Source organism: Stenotrophomonas sp. CFBP8980, from assembly GCF_034046095.1.
In the GTDB taxonomy this organism is placed as follows: Bacteria; Pseudomonadota; Gammaproteobacteria; order Xanthomonadales; family Xanthomonadaceae; genus Stenotrophomonas; species Stenotrophomonas lacuserhaii.
Genome location: NZ_JAXCXF010000003.1, coordinates 354593 through 374044 on the forward strand (window position 1 = coordinate 354593; position 19452 = coordinate 374044).

Annotated in this window: 21 protein-coding genes and 1 pseudogene; 10 read left to right on the forward strand and 12 right to left on the reverse strand. The window is 68.1% G+C overall.

The genetic code is table 11. From position 1 onward, the window contains the following. Positions 1-260 precede the first annotated feature (260 nt). From SOM47_RS09995 to SOM47_RS10020, 6 genes are read left to right on the forward strand one after another with little or no spacing between them, the layout of a single operon-like run. Positions 261-902 carry a LemA family protein gene (locus SOM47_RS09995; protein WP_042614774.1) on the forward strand — a complete coding sequence of 214 codons (642 nt, stop codon included), beginning with the start codon at positions 261-263 and terminating at the stop codon, positions 900-902. 3 nt (positions 903-905) lie between these two features. Beyond that, positions 906-1796, forward strand: coding sequence for a TPM domain-containing protein (locus SOM47_RS10000; RefSeq protein ID WP_320505463.1), 891 nt, complete (start codon positions 906-908; stop codon positions 1794-1796). Further along, entirely contained in the window at positions 1796-2290 is a 495-nt protein-coding gene (locus SOM47_RS10005; protein WP_042614776.1) for a TPM domain-containing protein, read from the forward strand. The genes SOM47_RS10000 and SOM47_RS10005 overlap by 1 nt, the downstream gene beginning before the upstream one ends. A 48-nt stretch (positions 2291-2338) precedes the next feature. After that, complete coding sequence (lgt, locus tag SOM47_RS10010) at positions 2339-3229, forward strand: prolipoprotein diacylglyceryl transferase (RefSeq protein WP_042614777.1); 891 nt, start codon at positions 2339-2341, stop codon at positions 3227-3229. Beyond that, positions 3226-4020 (forward strand): thymidylate synthase, encoded by a 795-nt coding sequence (locus SOM47_RS10015; protein WP_320505464.1) that lies wholly within the window; start codon positions 3226-3228, stop codon positions 4018-4020. The genes lgt and SOM47_RS10015 overlap by 4 nt, the downstream gene beginning before the upstream one ends. A gap of 17 nt (positions 4021-4037) precedes the next feature. Further along, positions 4038-4517: a dihydrofolate reductase gene (locus SOM47_RS10020; RefSeq protein WP_320505480.1), complete on the forward strand. Its 480-nt coding sequence runs from the start codon at positions 4038-4040 to the stop codon at positions 4515-4517. Between the two features lie 15 nt (positions 4518-4532). Here the strand turns inward: SOM47_RS10020 and SOM47_RS10025 are convergent, their stop codons facing one another. The 9 genes and pseudogenes from SOM47_RS10025 to SOM47_RS10065 form a co-directional block, all read right to left on the reverse strand. Continuing rightward, positions 4533-5570 carry a symmetrical bis(5'-nucleosyl)-tetraphosphatase gene (locus tag SOM47_RS10025; protein WP_320505465.1) on the reverse strand — a complete coding sequence of 346 codons (1038 nt, stop codon included), beginning with the start codon at positions 5568-5570 and terminating at the stop codon, positions 4533-4535. 15 nt (positions 5571-5585) lie between these two features. After that, positions 5586-5966 (reverse strand): Co2+/Mg2+ efflux facilitator ApaG/CorD, encoded by a 381-nt coding sequence (gene apaG, locus SOM47_RS10030; RefSeq protein WP_042614797.1) that lies wholly within the window; start codon positions 5964-5966, stop codon positions 5586-5588. Positions 5967-5979: 13 nt separating this feature from the next. Then, the gene (gene rsmA, locus SOM47_RS10035) at positions 5980-6792 is read right to left on the reverse strand and encodes a 16S rRNA (adenine(1518)-N(6)/adenine(1519)-N(6))-dimethyltransferase RsmA (protein ID WP_042614781.1); all 813 of its coding nucleotides are present in this window, start codon (positions 6790-6792) and stop codon (positions 5980-5982) included. Further along, entirely contained in the window at positions 6789-7769 is a 981-nt protein-coding gene (pdxA, locus tag SOM47_RS10040; RefSeq protein WP_042614782.1) for a 4-hydroxythreonine-4-phosphate dehydrogenase PdxA, read from the reverse strand. Before pdxA ends, rsmA begins: the two co-directional genes overlap by 4 nt. A 48-nt stretch (positions 7770-7817) precedes the next feature. Further along, a pseudogene (locus tag SOM47_RS10045) lies at positions 7818-9149 on the reverse strand (peptidylprolyl isomerase); the annotation flags it as partial. Further along, on the reverse strand, positions 9146-11572 hold the full coding sequence (gene lptD, locus SOM47_RS10050) for an LPS-assembly protein LptD (protein ID WP_042614784.1): 2427 nt from the start codon (positions 11570-11572) through the stop codon (positions 9146-9148). The pseudogene SOM47_RS10045 and the gene lptD, both read right to left, overlap by 4 nt. 91 nt (positions 11573-11663) lie before the next feature. Further along, positions 11664-12596: a histone deacetylase family protein gene (locus tag SOM47_RS10055; RefSeq protein ID WP_042614785.1), complete on the reverse strand. Its 933-nt coding sequence runs from the start codon at positions 12594-12596 to the stop codon at positions 11664-11666. Positions 12597-12618: 22 nt separating this feature from the next. Continuing rightward, positions 12619-13173, reverse strand: coding sequence for a cob(I)yrinic acid a,c-diamide adenosyltransferase (locus SOM47_RS10060; RefSeq protein WP_042614786.1), 555 nt, complete (start codon positions 13171-13173; stop codon positions 12619-12621). An 11-nt stretch (positions 13174-13184) separates the two neighbouring features. Next, the gene (locus SOM47_RS10065) at positions 13185-13769 is read right to left on the reverse strand and encodes a hypothetical protein (RefSeq protein ID WP_042614787.1); all 585 of its coding nucleotides are present in this window, start codon (positions 13767-13769) and stop codon (positions 13185-13187) included. Positions 13770-13876: 107 nt separating this feature from the next. On the opposite strand from SOM47_RS10065, the gene ubiH reads away from it, so the two are divergent. Beyond that, positions 13877-15082, forward strand: coding sequence for a 2-octaprenyl-6-methoxyphenyl hydroxylase (gene ubiH / locus SOM47_RS10070; RefSeq protein ID WP_042614788.1), 1206 nt, complete (start codon positions 13877-13879; stop codon positions 15080-15082). Further along, a complete protein-coding gene (locus tag SOM47_RS10075) occupies positions 15079-16260 on the forward strand; it encodes a UbiH/UbiF family hydroxylase (RefSeq protein WP_042614789.1) in 1182 nt (393 codons plus the stop codon). Before ubiH ends, SOM47_RS10075 begins: the two co-directional genes overlap by 4 nt. Positions 16261-16326: 66 nt before the next feature. On the opposite strand, the gene SOM47_RS10080 is transcribed toward SOM47_RS10075, so the two are convergent. Continuing rightward, on the reverse strand, positions 16327-16716 hold the full coding sequence (locus tag SOM47_RS10080; protein ID WP_042614790.1) for an EF-hand domain-containing protein: 390 nt from the start codon (positions 16714-16716) through the stop codon (positions 16327-16329). A 108-nt stretch (positions 16717-16824) separates the two neighbouring features. Between SOM47_RS10080 and SOM47_RS10085 the strand changes: the two genes are divergently transcribed. Both SOM47_RS10085 and SOM47_RS10090 read left to right on the forward strand, forming a co-directional pair. Continuing rightward, entirely contained in the window at positions 16825-17250 is a 426-nt protein-coding gene (locus tag SOM47_RS10085) for a hypothetical protein (RefSeq protein ID WP_042614791.1), read from the forward strand. Further along, complete coding sequence (locus SOM47_RS10090) at positions 17247-17723, forward strand: hypothetical protein (RefSeq protein WP_042614792.1); 477 nt, start codon at positions 17247-17249, stop codon at positions 17721-17723. Before SOM47_RS10085 ends, SOM47_RS10090 begins: the two co-directional genes overlap by 4 nt. Positions 17724-17777: 54 nt before the next feature. Here SOM47_RS10090 and rlmM read toward each other — a convergent pair whose 3' ends face one another. Then, entirely contained in the window at positions 17778-18860 is a 1083-nt protein-coding gene (gene rlmM, locus SOM47_RS10095; RefSeq protein WP_042614793.1) for a 23S rRNA (cytidine(2498)-2'-O)-methyltransferase RlmM, read from the reverse strand. Next, the gene (locus SOM47_RS10100; RefSeq protein WP_042614794.1) at positions 18844-19404 is read right to left on the reverse strand and encodes a nucleoside deaminase; all 561 of its coding nucleotides are present in this window, start codon (positions 19402-19404) and stop codon (positions 18844-18846) included. The genes rlmM and SOM47_RS10100 overlap by 17 nt, the downstream gene beginning before the upstream one ends. Positions 19405-19452 lie beyond the last annotated feature (48 nt).

The window sequence follows — 19452 nt, forward strand, 5'->3', positions numbered from 1 at the left end:
CGGCCCCCGGACCTGTCAGGGCGCCGGGCGGTGGGGCTGGGCGGGGGCGTTGAGCGCCATGGATGGCGCGAAACGAGGCCCGCATGGACGCAGTTCTTGCCGTCCCCCGCCCAGCCCCACCGCACGGCGCCGAGCACGCAGCCTGCTGTTGCACGCCAGCCAGCCGCGAGGGGGTTCCACCCGTTCGACGCACCCCGCAGCAACCCATTCACCTGGAACATGCGATGCTCCGGCTTCCAACACCCCCGTGGAGCCCGGCCATGCGCCTGCTGACCCGCCTCATCCCCTTGCTCCTGCTGGCTTCCCTGTTGTCCGGCTGCGGCTACAACGCCATCCAGCAGAAGGACGAATCGGTCAAGGCCAGCTGGGCCGAAGTGCTCAACCAGTACAAGCGCCGCGCCGACCTGGTGCCCAACCTGGTCAACACCGTGCAGGGCTTCGCCACCCAGGAACGCCAGGTGCTGACCGAAGTCACCGAGGCCCGTTCGCGGGTCGGCCAGATCAACGTCAACGCCGATGACGAAGCCTCGCTGCGCCAGTTCCAGCAGGCCCAGGGCGAGCTCGGCAGTGCGCTGTCGCGACTGCTGGTGGTCACCGAGAATTATCCGGTGCTCAAGTCCGATGCCAATTTCCGCGACCTGCAGGCCCAGCTGGAAGGAACCGAAAACCGCATCACCGTGGCCCGCGGCCGCTACATCCAGCAGGTGCAGGACTACAACACCTACATCCGCTCGTTCCCGCAGGTGGTGACCGCGAAGATCTTCGGCTATCAGGTCAAGCCGAACTTCACCGTGGAAAACGAAGCGCAGATTTCCAACGCGCCGGAAGTGAAGTTCAACACCGGTGCGCCGGCCCCGCAGCCTGCACCGCAGCAGGCGCCGGCCCCGCAGCCGGGCGGCTGATCGATGCACCTGCGCCTGCTTGGCTGGTTGCTGTTGCTGTGCCTGCCGCTGGGCAGCGTGCAGGCGCAGGACCTGGCCACGATCCCGAAGCTGGATTCTCCGGTGGTCGATACCACCGGCACCCTGGATGCCGCGCAGACCCGCCAACTGCAGCAGCAGGCGATCGACCTTCAGCAGCGCAAGGGCAGCCAGCTGCAGGTTCTGATCGTGCCCAGCACGCAGCCGGAAGACATCGCGCAGTACACCACCCGGGTATTCGAGCAGTGGCAGGTCGGTCGCAAGGGCGTGGATGACGGGGTGCTGCTGGTGGTCGCCAAGGACGATCGACGGGTCCGCATCGAACCGGGCTATGGCCTGGAAGGCGCGATCCCGGATGCGGTCGCCAACCGCGTGATCCAGGAATACCTGGTGCCCTCGTTCCGCGCTGGCGACTATGCCGGTGGTATCACCGAGGCCACCGGTGTACTGGTCAAGCTGATCGATGGCGAGCCGCTGCCGGCACCGGTCAGCGCGCATCGCGCACCGCAGGGCGACGGCGGCGGCGACGGTTGGGTAGTGGCGGTAGTGATCGGTTTCTTCGTCGGGTCGATCCTGCGCGCGGTGCTCGGCCGCCTGCCGCGGCCGGTGCGCGGGCTGATCGCCGCAGGCGGCGCGGCCGTCGTGGCCTTCCTGTTTACTTCACTGCTGCTGGCCAGCGGTATTGCCGGCATCGTCGGCCTGCTGATGGCGGTGACCTCCGGGCACCCGGGCCGGTTCGCCGGCGGCGGCGGGTGGGGCGGCGGCAGCTGGGGCGGAGGAGGCGGCTTCGGGGGCGGCGGTGGATTCGGCGGCGGCGGTGGCTGGGGCGGTGGCGGTGGCCGCTCCGGCGGCGGCGGCGCATCGGGAGGCTGGTGATGATCGGACGCGCACTGCGGCATATCGTGTCCCCGTCGGTACGGCGGACCTTCCCGGCCAGCACCCTGCAGGCGATCACCCAGGCCATTGCCGCGGGCGAACAACACCATGGCGGGCAGGTCATGTTCGCGGTGGAAGCCGACCTGCCGCTGGATGCGCTGTGGCGCGGGGTGAGCGCGCGCCAGGCCGCCGAGCGTGCCTTCGCGCAGCTGCGCACGTGGGATACCGAACACAACAACGGCGTGCTGATCTACCTGCTGCTGGCCGACCATGCCATCGAAATCGTCGCCGACCGCGGCCTGCACGGGCGGGTCGCCGAAGCCGACTGGCAGCGGATCTGCGCAACGCTCCGCGAGGGATTGCGTGGACGCGATCCCGCGGCTGCCTTGGTGCTGGCGATCAATGACGTATCGGCGCTGCTGGCCGGGCACTTTCCGCCGGGCGCGCGGTCAGACCAGGACGCATTGCCCGATTGGCCGCAGATTCTGGGTTGAGGCCCGCCGGCGGCGCTAAAATAACCCGATTCCTGCAAGGCACCGCCCATGATCTATTTCCACGATATCGATCCCATCGCCATCTCGCTGGGGCCGATCCAGGTGCACTGGTACGGCATCATGTACCTGCTTGGCTTCGCTTCGGCCTGGTGGCTGGGCAAGCGCCGCATTGCCGCCGGGCGCCTGCCGGGCGTCAACGCCGATGGTTTCTCCGACCTGCTGTTCTACGCGATGCTCGGCGTGGTGGTCGGCGGTCGCGTGGGCTACATGCTGTTCTACGCACTGGGCGATTTCCTTTCCAACCCGCTGCTGCTGTTCAAGGTGTGGGACGGCGGCATGAGCTTCCACGGCGGCCTGCTGGGCGTGCTGGGGGCCAGCTGGTGGTGGTCGCGCCGGCACCGCCTGCACTTCTTCGACACCATGGATTTCGTCGCGCCGCTGGTGCCGCTGGGCTTGGGCTTCGGGCGCGTGGGCAATTTCATCGGCGATGAGCTGTGGGGCAAGTTCACAGACGGCAGCTGGGGCGTGGTGTTCCCGTCGGGGCTGCCGGCGCCGCTGGCGCAACTCGATACCGCCGCGTTGAAGGCGGAGTTCGCCGCTGGCGCGCTGAACCAGTACGCCCGCCATCCTTCGCAGCTGTATGAAGCCTTCCTGGAAGGCCTGGTGATGTTCGCGGTGCTGTGGGCGGTGTCGGCCAAACCGCGCAACCGTTACCTGGTATCGGGCCTGTTCGCGCTGATGTACGGCCTGTTCCGCTTCGCGGTGGAATTCGTGCGGATGCCGGACAACGGCGTCTACGTGGCCTTCGACTGGCTGACCCGTGGCCAGATCCTGAGCCTGCCGCTTGTGGCCCTGGGCCTGGTGCTGCTGTGGCTGTCCCATCGCGCGCCGGTGCTGCAGCCCGTGCTGCCCGTCGCCGCTGCTGGAGCCAAGCCATGAAGCCCTACCTGGACCTGCTGCGGCACGTGCTGGAGCACGGTGCGGAGAAGAGCGACCGTACCGGCACCGGTACGCGCAGCGTGTTCGGCTGGCAGATGCGCTACGACCTGGCCGATGGCTTCCCGCTGGTCACCACCAAGAAGCTGCACCTGCGCTCGATCATCCACGAGCTGCTGTGGTTCCTGCAGGGCGATACCAACATCGCCTACCTGAAAGACAACCAGGTGCGGATCTGGGACGAGTGGGCCGACGAGAACGGCGACCTGGGGCCGGTCTATGGCAAGCAGTGGCGCAGCTGGGCGGCTGCCGATGGCCGGCAGATCGACCAGATGCAGTGGCTGGTGGACGAGATCAAGCGCAATCCGGATTCGCGCCGGCTGGTGATCAGTGCCTGGAATGTGGGCGAGCTGCCGCAGATGGCGTTGATGCCGTGCCACAGCCTGTTCCAGTTCTACGTGGTGGACGGCAAGCTCAGCTGCCAGTTGTACCAGCGCAGTGGGGACATCTTCCTCGGGGTGCCGTTCAACATCGCCAGCTATGCGCTGCTGACCCACATGGTGGCGCAGGCCACGGGCCTGGGCGTGGGCGATTTCGTGCATACGCTGGGCGATGCCCACCTGTACTCGAACCATTTCGAGCAGGCCCGCGAGCAGCTCGCGCGCGAACCCCGCGCGCTGCCGACGCTGTGGTTGAACCCGGAGGTCACCGACCTGTTCGGCTTCCGCTTCGAGGACATCCGCATCGACGGTTACGATCCGCACCCGGCGATCAAGGCCCCGGTGGCGGTGTGAGTTCCCCGCGCCTTTCGATGATCGCCGCGCTGGACCGCAATCGCGGTATCGGCCACGGCAACCAGCTGCCCTGGCACCTGCCCGACGACCTGAAGCATTTCAAGGCGCTGACGCTGGGCAAGCCGGTGCTGATGGGCCGCAAGACGGCGCAATCGCTGGGCCGCGCGCTGCCCGGGCGGACCAACCTGGTGCTGACCCGCAGTGGCCAGGTGCCGTTCGACGGCATGCGCGCGGTGGCATCGCGTGAACAGGCGTTGGCGATCTGCCACGCCGAAGCCGCCGACGAACTGTGCGTGATCGGCGGCGGCGAGATCTACCGTCTGATGATGGCGCATGCCAGCGACCTGTATCTGACCTGGGTGGACACCGAGGTACCGGCGGATACCCACTTCCCAGTCGTCGATGAAGCCTTGTGGCAGCAGGTGGACAGCCAGCCGCATGCGGCCGATGCGCGGCATCCGTTCGCGTTCCGCTTCGTGCACTACACCCGCCGCTGAGGGCGGGTACAGCGGTCAGTCCGCCGTGGGCGGACTGCCTGCACCCCCACCGCCGTTGCCGCGGCCACGACCGCGCCGACGGCGGGGTCCACGGGTACGCGTTTCGCCGCCTGCAGGCTGCCCGCCGGGCTGCGCCTGCGCGTGCTGCTGTGGCTTGGGCTGCGCGGTCTGCTGGCCTTCCGGGCGTGGTTTCGGGGCACGTGCCGGCGGTCGCGCGCCGGGCACCGGTGCCGGCACATCGCGGCCGGGTACCTGCACCACGCGCAGTTCGTCGGTATCCAGCTGCAGCGCGGTCAACTTGCCGCCCCACACCGCGCCGGTATCGATGGCATGCACGCCCTGGGTGATGGTCAGGCCAAGTGCTGACCAGTGGCCACACACGACCTTGAGGTCACGCTCGACCCGGCCCGGCACTTCGAACCAGGGGTACAGGCCCTGCTCCTGGGTGCCCGGGGTGCCTTTGTCTTCGATGCCGATGCGTCCCCGCGTGGTGCAGTAACGCATGCGGGTGAAGAAGTTGATGATCGCCCGCGAGCGGTCGTAGCCGGTCAGGTTCGGTGCCCAGATCGGCTTGTCGCCGTACATGTTGCGAAGCAGCTTGCGGTACCCGTTGCCGTGCAGCTGCTGCTCGACTTCGCGCGCATGCTTTTCGGCCATCTGGGTGGTCCACTTGGGCGCCATGCCGGCATGCACCATCATCCAGCCCAGCTCACGGTCGGTGTGCACCAGCTTCTGCATGCGCAGCCAGTCCAGCAGCACGTCGCGGTCTTCGGCGGTGACCACACGCAGCAGGTCCGGGTTGACCTTGCGCTGTTCTTCTTCGCTGCGCGCACCCACCGCCAGCAGCGAAAGATCGTGGTTGCCCAGCACCACCACGCTGTGGTCGCGCAGCGAATGCACCAGCCGCAGCGTTTCCAGCGACTGCCCGCCGCGGTTCACCAGGTCGCCGGCGAACCACAGGGTGTCCTGCGCCGGATCGAAGCGGATTTTTTCCAGCAACCGCTGGGTAACGTCATAGCAACCCTGCAGGTCGCCGATAGCCCACACGCTCATGGCCTGGCCTCCGTGTCAGTGCAGGGTTCGGGGAATGGTCAGCACGAACGGCGCGATGTCGGCGGCGAACTCGGTGCCGTCGTCGGCCACCATGTCGTAGTGCCCCTGCATCGTGCCGTGCTCCGTACCGAGCATGACACCGGAGGTGTAACGGAAGTCTTCACCGGGACGCAGCCGCGGCTGCTCGCCGACCACCCCATCGCCATCGACATGCTCCACGCGGCCTTCGGCGTCGGTGATGCGCCAGTGGCGCGCCACCAGGCGTGCCGCGACCCGGCCGCTGTTGCGGATGCGGATGGTGTAGGCAAAGGCAAAGCGTCCGTCCTCGGGGGCGGACTGGTCATCGAGGAAGCGCGGAGCCACTTCCACGTCCATGGCGTACTGGTCGTCGTGCATCTTGGCAGTGTAATCAGCTTGCATTGGCCAGGGCGACGAATTCCGCCACCTCCAGCTGTTCGGCACGGGCATCCGGACGCACGCCGGCAGCGGCGAACTGTTCGGCGCTGACCACGTTGTTCAGCGCATTGCGCAGGGTCTTGCGGCGCTGGCCGAAAGCGGCCTTGACCACGTCGGCGAAGCGCTTGGGATCGTGGATGCCGACCGTGGACGGATCACGCGGCACCAGCCGCACCACGGCCGAATCGACCTTCGGTGGCGGCCGGAACGCACCCGGCGGCACCACGAACAGCGAGGTCACTTCGCAGTACGCCTGCAGCATCACGCTGAGGCGGCCGAAGACCTTGCTGCCCGGGCCGGCGGCCATGCGGTCGACCACTTCCTTCTGCAGCATGAAGTGCATGTCGCGCACCACGGCGGCATGGTCCAGCGCGTGGAACAGGATCGGCGAGGAGATGTTGTAGGGCAGGTTGCCGACCAGCCGGATCTGTCCACTGCCACCTTCGGCCTGCGCCAGCGCGGTGAAATCCACCCGCAGCACGTCGCTCTGGATGATGGTCAGCGCGCCCAGTGGCGCGGCCGCGGCAGTCAGCGGTGCGATCAGGTCGCGGTCGAACTCGATGACGGTCAGTTCGGGATGCTGGCGCAGCAGCGGCAGGGTGATCGCACCCTGGCCTGGGCCGATCTCCACCAGGCGGTCGCCGGGCTTGGGATTGACCGCGCGCACGATGCTGTCGATGTAATGGCGGTCGGCCAGGAAGTGCTGGCCCAACTGCTTCTTGGCCGGGGCGGTGAATGCCGTGCCAGAGGGGGAATACTGGTTCATGCGCTAAGTCTACGTTGCCGGGCCAGTTGCGCACACAGGGTAGTGGCAGCCTGCAGGCTGGAAGGATCGGCGATGCCTCGTCCGGCCAGCTCCAGCGCGGTGCCATGGTCGACCGCAACGCGCGGGTAGGGCAGGCCCAGGGTGAGGTTCACCGCCTGTTCGAAGCCGGAATATTTCAGCACCGGCAGGCCCTGGTCGTGGTACATCGCCAGCACGCTGTCGAAGCCGGCCAGCTTGGCCGGCAGGAACGCGGTGTCGGCCGGCAGCGGGCCCACCAGCTGCATCCCTTCGGCGCGCAGGCGCTGCAGCAGCGGGATGATCAGGTCGAGCTCTTCGCGGCCCAGGTGGCCGTCTTCCCCAGCGTGCGGATTCAACCCCAGCACCGCGATGCGCGGATGGGCGAGGCCGAACTCACGCCGCAGGGCGGCATGCAGGGTACGCAGGGTGTGCTCCAGCCCCTCGGCGGTGATCGCATCGGCGACCTCGCGCAGCGGCAGGTGGGTGGTTGCCAGCGCAACGCGCACGATGGCATTGGCCAGCATCATCACCACCTTGACTCCGGCCTGGTCGGCCAGCAGTTCGGTGGTGCCGCTGTAGGCGATGCCGCCCTGGTTGATCACCGCCTTGTGCACCGGGCCAGTCACCACGCCGTCCAGGCGGCCGTCCAGGCACGCTTGGCCTGCGGCCTGCAGCGCCCCGATCACGGCGGCGGCGTTGCGCGGGTCGGCGTGGCCGAACCGGCTGGGCACCGCATTGGCAAGGGGGTGCAGGCGCAGGTCGCCCGGCAGGCGCGCTTCGGCATCGGCCGGCAGCAACTGCAGCGGCAGCGACAGCGCATCGGCTGCCGCGTGCAGGGTAGCGGGGTCTGCGAAGGCCAGCAGCCGGCAATCAGTGCGCGGCTGCTGGATCAGGCGGATACACAGTTCCGGACCGATCCCGGCGGGCTCGCCCGGCACCAGGGCGAGCTCGGGGAGCACCGCTCCTGCGAGCTTCGCGCCTGGGAGCATGGCTCAGGACTGCGGCGGGGTGGCGGTGTTTTCCGCCCTGTCACCGCTGCGGAAGCTGACGTAGGCTTCGCCACGCAGTTCGGACAGGAAGCGGTTGTACTCTTCTTCCAGCTTGCGACGGCCGATGGTTTCGCGGACCTGCGCGCGCTGGTTGTCCACGCCGACGTCGGTCTGGCGGGTCGCCACGCGCTGCACCACGTGCCAGCCGGCATCGGTGCGGAAGGGCTGGCTGATGTTGCCGTCGGTCACCCCTTCCACCTGGCGGCCGAAGTCAGGACCGAAGGCATCGACCGGGAACCAGCCCAGGTCGCCGCCCTGGCCGCGGCTGTTGGTGTCTTCGGACGACTCGCGGGCCACGGCCTGGAAATCAGCGCCACCGGCAATGCGGGCACGCAGCGTATCGATCTTCGCCTTGGCGGCGGCATCGTTCTGCTGGTCGGTCACGCGCACCAGGATGTGGCGGGCGTGGTATTCGGTGATGGTCTGGCCGGTGGACGCGGCCGCATTGGCATCGCGGACTTCCACCAGTTTCAGCAGCTGGAAGCCGCTGGGGCCACGCAGCGGCCCGACCACGTCGCCGGCCTTCATGTCCTGCATCACCTGCAGGAACGCCTGCGGGATCTCGTCCATGGAGCGCCAGCCGAGGTCGCCACCTTCCAGTGCATTGGGGCTGTCCGAGTAACGGACGGCGGCCGCGTTGAAGTCCAGCTCGCCCTTGTCCAGCAGCGCCTTCACGCCGTCGGCCTTCTGCTTGCCGGTGGCGATCTGGCTGGCGTCGGCCCCATCGGGGGTGGCGATCAGGATGTGCGCGAGGTGGTACTGCGTACCGGTGACGGCCTGCTGCTTGATGGCCGCATCCACTTCGCCTTCGCTGACGCTGACGCGGCTCTGCGCGTAGCTCTGGCGCAGGCGCTGGACGATGATCTCGTCGCGCACCGAGCGGCGGAACTCATCGAAATCGATGCCGTCCTGGGCCAGGCGGGCGCGCAGGGTCTCCAGGTTGCTGCCGTTCTGCTGGGCGATCGAGTTGATGGCCTGGTTCAGTTCCTGGTCCGACACGCGGATGCCGCTGCCTTCTGCGCGGGTCACCTGCAGCTTGACCAGCACCAGACGCTCCAGCACCTGCCGGCTCAGCACATCGTCCGGCGGCAGCTGGTTCTCGCGACCGGCGTACTGGGTCTTGATGTTGGCCAGCGCGCGGTCCAGTTCGCTCTGCAGGATGACGTCTTCGTCGACGACGGCGGCGATGCGATCCAGTGGCTGGGTCTGCTGGGCCAGTACCTGCAAGGGTACGGACGCAGTGGACACCGCCAGCAGGGAGGCGAGTAGGACGGGGAAGGTCTTGGTCATGGGATCAGATTCGGATCGTAGTCGTCGCGGGTCGCGCCGGTGGTGCTGGGGGGCACGAGATAGAGGTCGTCGCGGTTGTAGCCGAGGATAGCACGGCGCAGCGTACGGTCCGTGTTCTGGCCGATGGAGCTCAGGCCCTTGAGGACGAACTCAAGCTGGAAGGAGGTATTCAGCTCGCCTTCGCGGTTGCGCACGTAGCGGCGGGCCAGGGCGCGCACGGCCAGGCAGCAGCTGTCCCACTGCACGCCACCGATGATTTCCAGCGGCTTGCTGTCCTCGATGGAGTAGTAATAACGGCCGACCACGCTCCAGCTGGGGTTGATCGGGTACAGGAAGGACAGGTCACCCTGCTTGAGCAGGTTGGTGCCATCGGGGTTGATGCGGTGGCGGTAGGTCAGGTTGACGATGCCGTCGTTGGACATCAGGTAGCGCGCACGCACGCTGGCCAGGTCCTCGCGCTTGTTCTTGGGATCCCACTGGTAGGTGGCGCCCAGGTTCCAGCGGTCGTTGATCATGTAGTTGGTATCGGCGATCCAGGCCGACTTGCCCTGTTCCACCGGGCTGGGGTTGCTCGGCAGGGTGACGCGGGAATCGTCGAAATACAGGATCTGGCCGATGCTGGCCGAGAACCGCTCGCGGCCACTGGACTGGTCGATGAAACGGGTGCTCAGTGCCATCGTCAGCTGGTTGGCATCGTTCTGGCGGTCCGCGCCGGTATAGCGCGAATCGCGGAACAGCTGGCCCCAGCTGAAGGTGAAGTCACGCGTATCGAAGACCGGCAGCTCGCTCTGGTCGCGGTACGGGGTGCGCAGGTAGAACAGGCGCGGTTCCAGCGTATGCAGGTAGGGCTTGTCGCCGATGGTGGTCTCGCGGTCGAAGAACATGCCCGCGTCCAGGCTGGCGATCGGCACGCTGCGATGGGGCGAGGTGTTGCCGCGCAGCTGGTCCGGGGTCGGATTGGTGATGCCTGCCGCGGCCAGGTTGTTGGCGCGGATGCTGTCGGCCAGGCCCTGTTCCAGGTCATACCCGGTGTAGCGCCAGGCCAGCGTCGGGGTGACGTACCAGGCCGCGCCACTGAAGGGCATGGTCACGTAGGGCTTGATGTCCAGCCGCGAACCGCCGAGCACTTCGCGCTCCACGCCGTTGCGCACGTACTCACCGTCGGCATCGATGATCTTGTCATGCACGTCGTCATGCACGAAGCGCACGGCTTCGGCATACACGCCCACTTCCAGCCACGGCAGGATCGGCTGGTCCCAGGTGCCGAACAGGCGCGGTTGCCGGTTGTACGGCAGCGCCTCCTCGGTCAGGGTGTAATCGGTCAGCTGCCAGTAGTCGGCCATCAACCCGGCGGTCCAGTTTTCACCGGTGCCGTAGATGCCCGCCTGGCTCTGCAGGTTGGACGCGGTCACGCCCAGCAGTTTGTTGGCGAAGTCTTCCAGGTAGCGCTCGTCGCTGACCCACGCCAGCCCGGCGCGGGCCTGCCAGTTCGCGTTGAAGTTGTGGTAACCGGAATACTCGACGCGGCCACGATCCTTTTCGCGCAGCTTGTCATCGGGCAGGTAGGCGGTACGCAGCTCGCCCCGGCCACCGTCGTACAGATAGCGGAATTCGTTGTCCAGCATGAAGCCGCGCTTGCTCATGTAGCGCGGGGTCAGCGTGTCGTCGTAGTTCGGCGCCAGGTTGAAGTAGATCGGCTGGGCGTAATCGAACCCGTTGCGCCCGGACAGGCCCAGCTCCGGATACAGCAGGCCGGTCTGGCGGCGATCATCGATCGGGAACTTGAAGTACGGCGCCCACAGCACCGGCACCTTGCCGATGCGCAGCACGGCGTTGCGCGCGGTACCGAAGCCTTCGTCGTTGTCCACTTCGATCTGCGGGGCGGACAGTTTCCAGATCGGCTGGGACGGATCGCAGGTGGTATAGGTGGAGCGGTGCATCTGTCCCACCGCACCCTGCAGGTCCACCGACTCGGCGCCACCGTTGCCACGGCGCGACACCAGCTGGTACTGGATGTCGGAGATCTTGTGGGTGTCCGCTTCCTGGTTGCCCTCGGCGCGCTTGGCCACCATCCGGATCGACGAATCGGAGTAGCGGACATTGCCCTCGGCGGTGTAATTGCCCGTTTCCGTATCGAAGCTCAGGTGGTCGGTACCGAGGAACTGGTCACCGCGCTTGAGCGCGACGTTGCCCTGGTACTGCGGCACCGTGGAGGTGCCATACAGCTGGTCGCCCTCGATGTCGGTGGGCTGTTGGGTGCGCGTTTCCGCGGCAGCCTTGTCCGCCGGCGGTGCGTCGCCAAAGGCGGGCAGGGCGTCGGTGGCAGGGCACAGACCCCAGTTCGGCGCTTTGTCTTCGGCGAACGCCGGCAGGCAGAGGGCGATACTCAGGGGGAGGGGCAGCAGGCGGAAGGCTTTGCGCACGCGTGATGGTTCAGGCGAAAACGATCCGTAGCTTGCCCCATCCCTTGCATAGGGGCAATGAAGGCCGCTCATCTTCGGCGGCCGGGGTTCATCAGGCGGCCCCCGCCTGGCCCTCCAGCAGGGCACCGACATGGGCCACGCTGGACTCGGCCAGGGCCTGCAGGTCATAGCCGCCTTCCAGCATCGACACCACCCGGCCAGCACCATGGCGGCGGGCCAATGCGTGTAGTTCGGTGGTGATCCAGGCGAAGTCCTCCGCTTCCAGCATCAGGTCGGCCTGTGGATCGCGCAGGTGCGCATCGAAGCCGGCCGACACCAGCAGCAGCTGCGGCCGGAAGTCATCGATGGTCGGCAGCATCTCGTCGGCCCAGACATTGCGGAAGCGCAGGCTGCCGCTGCCCGGCGGCAGCAGGATGTTCAGCAGGTTGCCCGCGCCACGGTCGCGGCGCAGCCCCGAGTTCGGGAACAGGCCGGCCTGGTGGGTGCTGTAGTAAGCCACCCGGGGATCCAGCTGGAAGATGTCCTGGGTGCCGTTGCCGTGGTGGACGTCGAAGTCGACCACGGCGATCCGCTCCAGCCCGTAGCGGTCGCGCGCATGCGCGGCGGCCACCGCGATGTTGTTGAGCAGGCAGAACCCCATCGCCGTGCTGGCGGTGGCGTGGTGGCCGGGCGGACGGACCGCGCAGAACGCCAGCGGATCCTCGCCCAGCATCACCGCGTCCACCGCGGCAATGCCGGCGCCGGCGGCATGCAGGGCGGCGGTGGCCGATCCGGGCGAGGTGCGGGTGTCCATGTCGATCTGCCGCAGGTTGGCGGTCTGTGCCTGCAGCACCAGGTCGATCAGCTCGGCATCGTGCACGCGGGCCAGGTCGCCGCGCTTGGCCGGCGGCGCCTGGCGCCAGTCCAGCCGTGCCGGGAACGCCGCGTGCAGCGCGTCGAGCACGGCCTGCAGGCGTTGCGGGGATTCAGGATGGTCCGGACCGGGGTCGTGCTGCAGGCAGGAAGGATGGGTGTAGACCAGCATGGGCGCAGGGGATCCGGAAAGGTCAGCCGTGGCGGCGCGAATGCTGCCAGAGTACTTCGCCGGCACCGTCGGCGCGGGCCAGTACGCGGGCCAGCACGAACAGCAGGTCGGAAAGCCGGTTGAGGTAATGCAGCGCCTGCGGCCGCACCGCTTCCACGCGCGACAGGGCGACCGTCTCGCGTTCTGCCCGGCGCACGATGGTGCGGGCCAGGTGGCAGCGTGCGGCGGCTTCGCCACCGGCCGGCAGGATGAATTCCTTCAGCGTGGGCAGGTCGGCGTTGTAGTGATCCAGCTGCTGTTCCAGCGCAGTGACGTCGGAATCGGTGATCGCCGCATGGCCGGGGATGCACAGCTCGCCGCCCAGATCGAACAACTGGTGCTGGAGCCGGGTCAGCAGCGCCTGCACGTCGACAGGCAGGGGCACGGCCAGCAGCACGCCAAGCGCCGAATTGGCCTCGTCGACCGTGCCGAAGGCGGCAACGCGCGCATCGTCCTTGCCGACCCGGCTGCCGTCGCCCAGCCCGGTGCTGCCGTCATCGCCGGTGCGGGTATAGATGCGTGAAAGCCGGTTGCCCATCTGCCTGTACCTCAGCCGCGGACGTCACGCTGCGCCTGGCGCAGCTTGCCGACCTGCTCCACGGCCAACTGCAGCGCAGCGGCCAGACCAACGTACAGCGTGGTGGTGCCGAGGTAAGTCACGAACCAGTCCGCGTAGTTCTTCAGCCAGCCGCCCACGGTGGGATCGGCGACGTTGCGGGTGGTCCAGTAGAAACCGCCCTGGGCGAACAGGTGGCAGACCGCAACGGCGGCAACCACCAGCGCGGTCGCCTTGGCCAGCGTGGACCATTGCGCGCCTTGGTAACCGTGGCCCAGCGCCATGCCGCCGGCCCACATCGCGAAGTAGGCGGGCAGCAGCATCCAGTAACCCGGCGACACGCAGTAGTGCTGCCAGAAATCCAGCCCGAGGCTGCCGATGACGATCCAGTCCACCAGCACCGCCAGTGCCATCAGCAGCGGGAAGGCCCAGCGGGTCCAGCTGCGCAGGTAGAAGCCGCCGATGAAGAACACCGCCCAGGAGGCATCCGGGATGGCGGCGAAATGGTTCACCCGCGTGGCGGCCATCAACAGCACCAGGCAGGTCAGCACGAAGGCACGTTGCGGGGAGGTGGTCATCAGGACGCGCACGGGGAAGTGAACAAACCCCATTCTAGACCGGCTGCACGCCCCGTGCAGGCGCGGCGGCGGGGCAGGGGCGGCGGGCGAACGCGTATCATGGCGGCATGAGCGAACGAGTTGATGTCCTGATCATCGGCGGCGGGCTGGTCGGCGCCAGCCTGGCCATCGCGCTGCAGCGTATCGGCCGCAGTGCCTGCCTGCTGGAAGCCAGCGCTGCCGGTTCGCTGCCGGCCGTGTTCGACCAGCGCAACCTCAGCTTCGCCGCCGCCACGATCAATGCGCTGACCGCGCTGGGGGTGATGCAGAAGCTGTCCAGCGCGCCGGGCCCGATCACCCGCATCCATGTCAGTCGCGCCGGGGACTTCGGGCGCGTGCAGCTGGCGGCCGCCGACTATGGCCGGCCGTGGTTCGGCCAGGTGGTGGTGGCGCGGGACTTCGGCATGGCCCTGGAAGCGCGGTTGCAGGAACTGCCGCAGCTGCAGCGGCGGGCCCCGGCGCGTTTCATCGGCCTGGGCGCAGTCGTCGATGGCTATCGTCAGGTCCAGGTGCACGATGAGGCCGGTGAGCACACGCTGCAGGCGCGGCTGGTGGTCGGTGCCGATGGCACCGCCAGCGGCGTACGCAGCGCGCTGGGGATCGGCGTGGAGGAACATGATTTCCAGCAGACGCTGTTTGTGGCGCGCGTGCGCAGCCAACGTGCACCGGATGGCACCGCATGGGAGCGGCTCACCGATACCGGCCCGACGGCCTTGCTGCCGCGCGGTGACCGCCATTTCGGTGTGGTGCATGGCGTAGCCCGCGACGAAGCAGATGCCGTCATGGCACTGGACGAGGCGGCCTGGCTGGCGCGGCTGCAGGCGGCGCTGGGCTGGCGCGCCGGACGGCTGCTTGAATCCGGGCCGCGCGCGGCCTATCCGCTGCGCCAGGTGCTGTCGCGTGCGCTGGTCGGCGAACGCGCGGTGCTGCTGGGCAATGCGGCGCAGACCATCCACCCGCTGGGCGCGCAGGGCTTCAACCTGGGCCTGCGCGATGCGCTGACCCTGGCCGAGCTGCTGGAAACCGACGGCGACGCCGGTGCCGATCCGCTGCTGCACGCCTATGCAGCGCGAAGGGAGGAAGACCGTGCGCAGACCATCGCGTTCTCTGGTGGACTGGCGCGCCTGACCAGCAACGATGCCCCGTTGCTGCGCCCGTTGCGCAGCCTTGGCCTGCTGGCGGCCCAGGCCACATCGCTGCAGTCGATGCTGGTTGGCGGCTCGATGGGCTTCCGAGGCGAAGTGCCGAAACTGTGCCGCGGGGAAGCCGCATGAGCCGCCGCGCACGCACCGATGTGGTGATCGTCGGCGGCGGCGTGGTGGGCGCCACCTGCGCGCTGGCGCTGGCCGATGCCGGGCTGTCGGTGGTCGTGGTTGAAGGCCACGAGCCGCCGCCGTGGCAGGCCGCGCAGCCGGACCTGCGGGTGTTCGCCTTTGCCGCTGACAACGTACAGCTGCTGCAGCGTCTCGGCGTGTGGGAGTCGATCGCGCGCGGTCGCGCGCATCCGTATCGCCGCATGCAGGTATGGGATGCCGCGGGGGGCGATGACCTGCTGTTCGACGCGGACCGATTCGGCCGCAGTGAACTGGGCTGGATCATCGAAAACGGCCTGCTGGTCGATCGCCTGTGGGCCGCGCTGCCGGCCGCCGGGGTGGAGGTGCACTGCCCGGCCCGCGTCGAAGGCATGGAGCAGGACGAACATGGCGTGCGCCTGCGCATGCAGGACGGACGCCGCATCGAAGCGACGCTGGCCATTGCCGCCGATGGCGCGGAATCCACGTTGCGGCAGCTGGCCGGGATCGAGGTGGACCGCCACGATTACCTCCAGCGTGGCGTGGTGGCCTACGTGGACAGTGCGCTGCCCAACCAGGCCACGGCATGGCAGCGCTTCCTGCCTGGCGGACCACTGGCGCTGCTGCCGGTGGCCGAAAAGCGCAGCTCAATCGTGTGGACCCTGCCGGAGGACGAAGCGCAGCGCGTGCTGCAGCTGGAAGAGGCGGCGTTCAACCGCGAACTGACCCGCGCCTTCGGCGGCCGTCTTGGCGAGCTGCAGCTGGCGTCGAGCCGCGCGGCCTTCCCGCTGCGCCGCCAGCTGGCCCGCCATTACGTCGCCGGCCGGGTGCTGGCGCTGGGTGATGCGGCGCACGTGGTGCACCCGCTGGCCGGCCAGGGCGTCAACCTGGGCCTCCGCGACGTGGCCGCGCTGCAGCGCTGGCTGGCGCCTTCGGCGCAGCGCCGTGGCCAGCCGCAGCTGTCACCGCAGCGGCTGCAGCGCTGGGCGCGCGAACGTCGCAGCGACAATACGATCGCCGCCTACAGCTTCGATGGCATCAACCGGCTGTTCTCCAACGACGAACTGCACCTGACCCTGGCACGCGGCCGCGTGCTGGGTTGCACCGGCAAGCTGTCGCCGCTGCTGCAGCTGTTCTGGAAGCGCGCGGCGGGCGTGTGATCAGTGGTGGTGGGTGATGACCAGCGTCGTGGTGGGTGACGACCGTCGGTCGCCACATGCCGGGATTCAATCCAGCAACCACCCGGCCAGGTCTTCCCGGTCCAGCTTGCCGCGGCGTTTCACGTCCAGCGAAATGAACTCGTCGGCCAGCGACGGATTGGCCTGCGCCTCGTCAGCACTGATGTAGCCGTCACCGTCCACGTCCAGTTCGGCGAAATGGATCCGGTACTGGCCGGCCGCGCTGGACGGCGTCAGCGAACGCACCGTCACCGGCGTTTCGCCCAGCGGCACCACGATGTCCACGCTGCCGGTCACCCTGCCTGCGGACAGTTCCTGCGCGCGCACGATGCCGGCGTCATCGCGCAGCGGCTGGCTCTCGGCCGCGGGCCGGGATTGCTGGGCCAGGGCGGGGCCGGCAGCCAGCAGGATCAGCAGGGGGACGCAACGGGAGGGCATGGCAGGTTCCTCTGGGACGGGATCAGGTGGCGCGTCCTGATTCTGAAAGCCATCACGGCGCGCGCTGGGCATAGTCCCATGATCCTTCCCATGCGAGCGTACCCGTCCATGAATGTCAGTCATCTGCTTGTCCAAATTTTCAAACCGGCACAGGCCGCCCGGGTGGCCGCACAGGCACGCATCGCCAACGCACCGGGCTGTGAACGGGCGCCGATCGCCGCCTTGCTGAAGCGCGTCAACAACGCAGGCACCCTGCGCGGTGAGGTTTCCCTCTGCAAGGCCGCACAACGCCTGGATGCGCACATCATGGGCAGCAACAAACTGACGCCTGCGCAGATCATCAACGAGGTTCGCGCGGTAAAGCATGAGCAGCGGTCCATCCTGCACGTCCTGATGCAGCGCAGTGCCGGGGCCCGCCCGGGCAGTGGACGGGCGCAGGAGATCGGTGCTACGCGCGCAGCGCTCGAGTCGGCACGGCAGTTCAACTGGAGCCTGCGCGTGGCCGCCTCCGCCACAAAGTCAGCAAACGCATGAGCTTCCCGGTCAAGGGCTGCCTTGCCCCGTTCCGCGCGCTGCGCAGCCATTGCGTGGGCGCTCCCCGCCGCGCCGAACCGCCGCTTGATGCGGCGGCGAAGAAAGCACTGGAAAGCTTGTTGCTGACAGTGGTCAACGCCAGTGTCGCAGGCGTCACGCCCTCAAGCCGGGCGCAGAAGCTGCATGACCGGCTGCAACGAGAGCAGCTGCAGGAATCACCGCAACCCATGAGCAGGCGCAAGCTTGCAACCAGCCTGGAGCGCCTGCAGGGTGAGTACGAAGCGACACGCGCGGAGCTGCGGGCATCGGGGCTGCGCTGGTCCAAGGACTGGTTGATGGGCGTGGAGTGCTGCGATGCGACCGAGCTTTCCTGCGTCTATGCGGGTATCGAAGCGGCTACCGCCGTCATCCACAGTGCAGGCGCGGCGCGGGCGGAAATGAGCGCGCCGCGCCCACGTCCGGCTTCGTGGTAACGCTTCGCACGGTGCCGGTATCCCGCCGAGCATGGCTCGGCGCTACCGGACGGGTCAGCGCAGCGGCGAAGCCAGTACGGTGATCTCTTCGCGGTCGTGGTAAAGCTGCTTGGCGCGCACGGTCAGCGACTTGCCGGCCTGCTCTTCGAACAGTTCCAGGCAAAGCCGGGTCTCGTCCCAGCGCTTCTTCATCGGCAACTTGAGGTTGAAGATCGCGTGCTTGCACCAGCCTTCGCGGAACCAGGTCGCCATGCGTTCGGCGACCCGGCGCGGCTGCTCCACCATGTCGCAGACCATCCAGTCCAGCGACTGTTCGGGCGACCAGTGGAAGCCGTCGGCACGCAGGTGTTCGACCAGCCCGGTGTCCAGCACGTGCTGGCGCAGCGGACCGTTGTCGATGCTCAGCACCTTCAGGTGCTGGCGGGTCAGCACCCAGGTCCAGCCGCCCGGCGCGGCACCCAGGTCGGCCGCGCGCATCCCCGGCTTCATCAGCGCCTCGCGTTCTTCGGCGGTCAGCAGGGTCAGCAGGGCTTCTTCCAGCTTCAGCGCGGAGCGCGAAGGCGCATCCGGCAGCAGCTTCAGCCGCGGAATGCCCAGTGCCCACGGCGCACTGTCCATCGGTGAGGCGACGCAGACGAAGGCATGCGTGCCATCGACGAACACCACGTGCAGGCGCGGCAGCTTCTCGTTCGGCTTGTCGGTCAGTTTCCCGGCCTTGCGCAGGGCCGGGCGCAGCGCATTGCCGAACGCGCGCGACAGCCCGGACAGCGGCTTGCCGGCATCGGAGTCGGGGTGTTCCACCCACAGATCGCCGAAGCGCGGCGCATCACCCAGCACCGCCAGCATCGGGGTGATGCGGTCGGCCGGATCCAGCTGCGGCAGTTCGGCCAGCACCACCAGCTTCTGCCGCGCGAAGATCAGCTCGCGCCAGGACAGCATGCGGCTGAGCGCGGCGGCTTCGTCGCACATGAAAAGCACGTAGCCATCATTGCGCTGGGTACGCGCGTAGCCGGCGAAACCGAATTCACCCGCGCGCGTGGTCAGTTCGCCGGCCAGTTCCGGTTCGAAGCCTTGGCGGCACAGGCACAGCAGGCCGATTCCTGCCGTGGCAGCAGACGTCTCAGTAGCGGGCGCCATCGGCTTCTCCATAGGTGCGCAGCACGGCGCGCGCGTCGTCGCGGTGCAGGCCCTGCACCACCTCGATGCCGCGCTTGTTGAGTTCGCCCACCCAGTCCGCCGGCAGCGGGCCTTCGTCGAACGGGGTCAGTTCTTCCACGTCGGCCGCACTGGCACCGATCAGCAGCCGATCGATGCCGGCCCAGACGGTGGCGCCGTAGCACTGGCAACAGGGCTGGGACGACGTCGCCAGGGTGATCGGGGACAGCACATCGTTCAGCCGCGGGGTCTGCAGGCGCTGCTGGGCCAGCATGTAGGCCATGTTCTCCGCATGCGCCAGCGAGGTGTTGTGGGGCATCACGCGGTTCACGCCCACGGCGATGACCTGGTCATCCGGGCCGAACACCACCGCCCCGAACGGGCCACCGCTGGCGTGCTCGACGTTCGACTTCGACAGCGCGATGGCCAGCGCGACCTTGGCCTCGTCGCCGGGATAGCGCTGATCCAGGTCGATCTGGTCATGGATCCAGGCGGGAAGGGTCAGGTGGACTTGCGCATACAGCATCGCGGGGTGCCTCTCATCGGGTTACGGGGGTGGAACACAACAACAGCC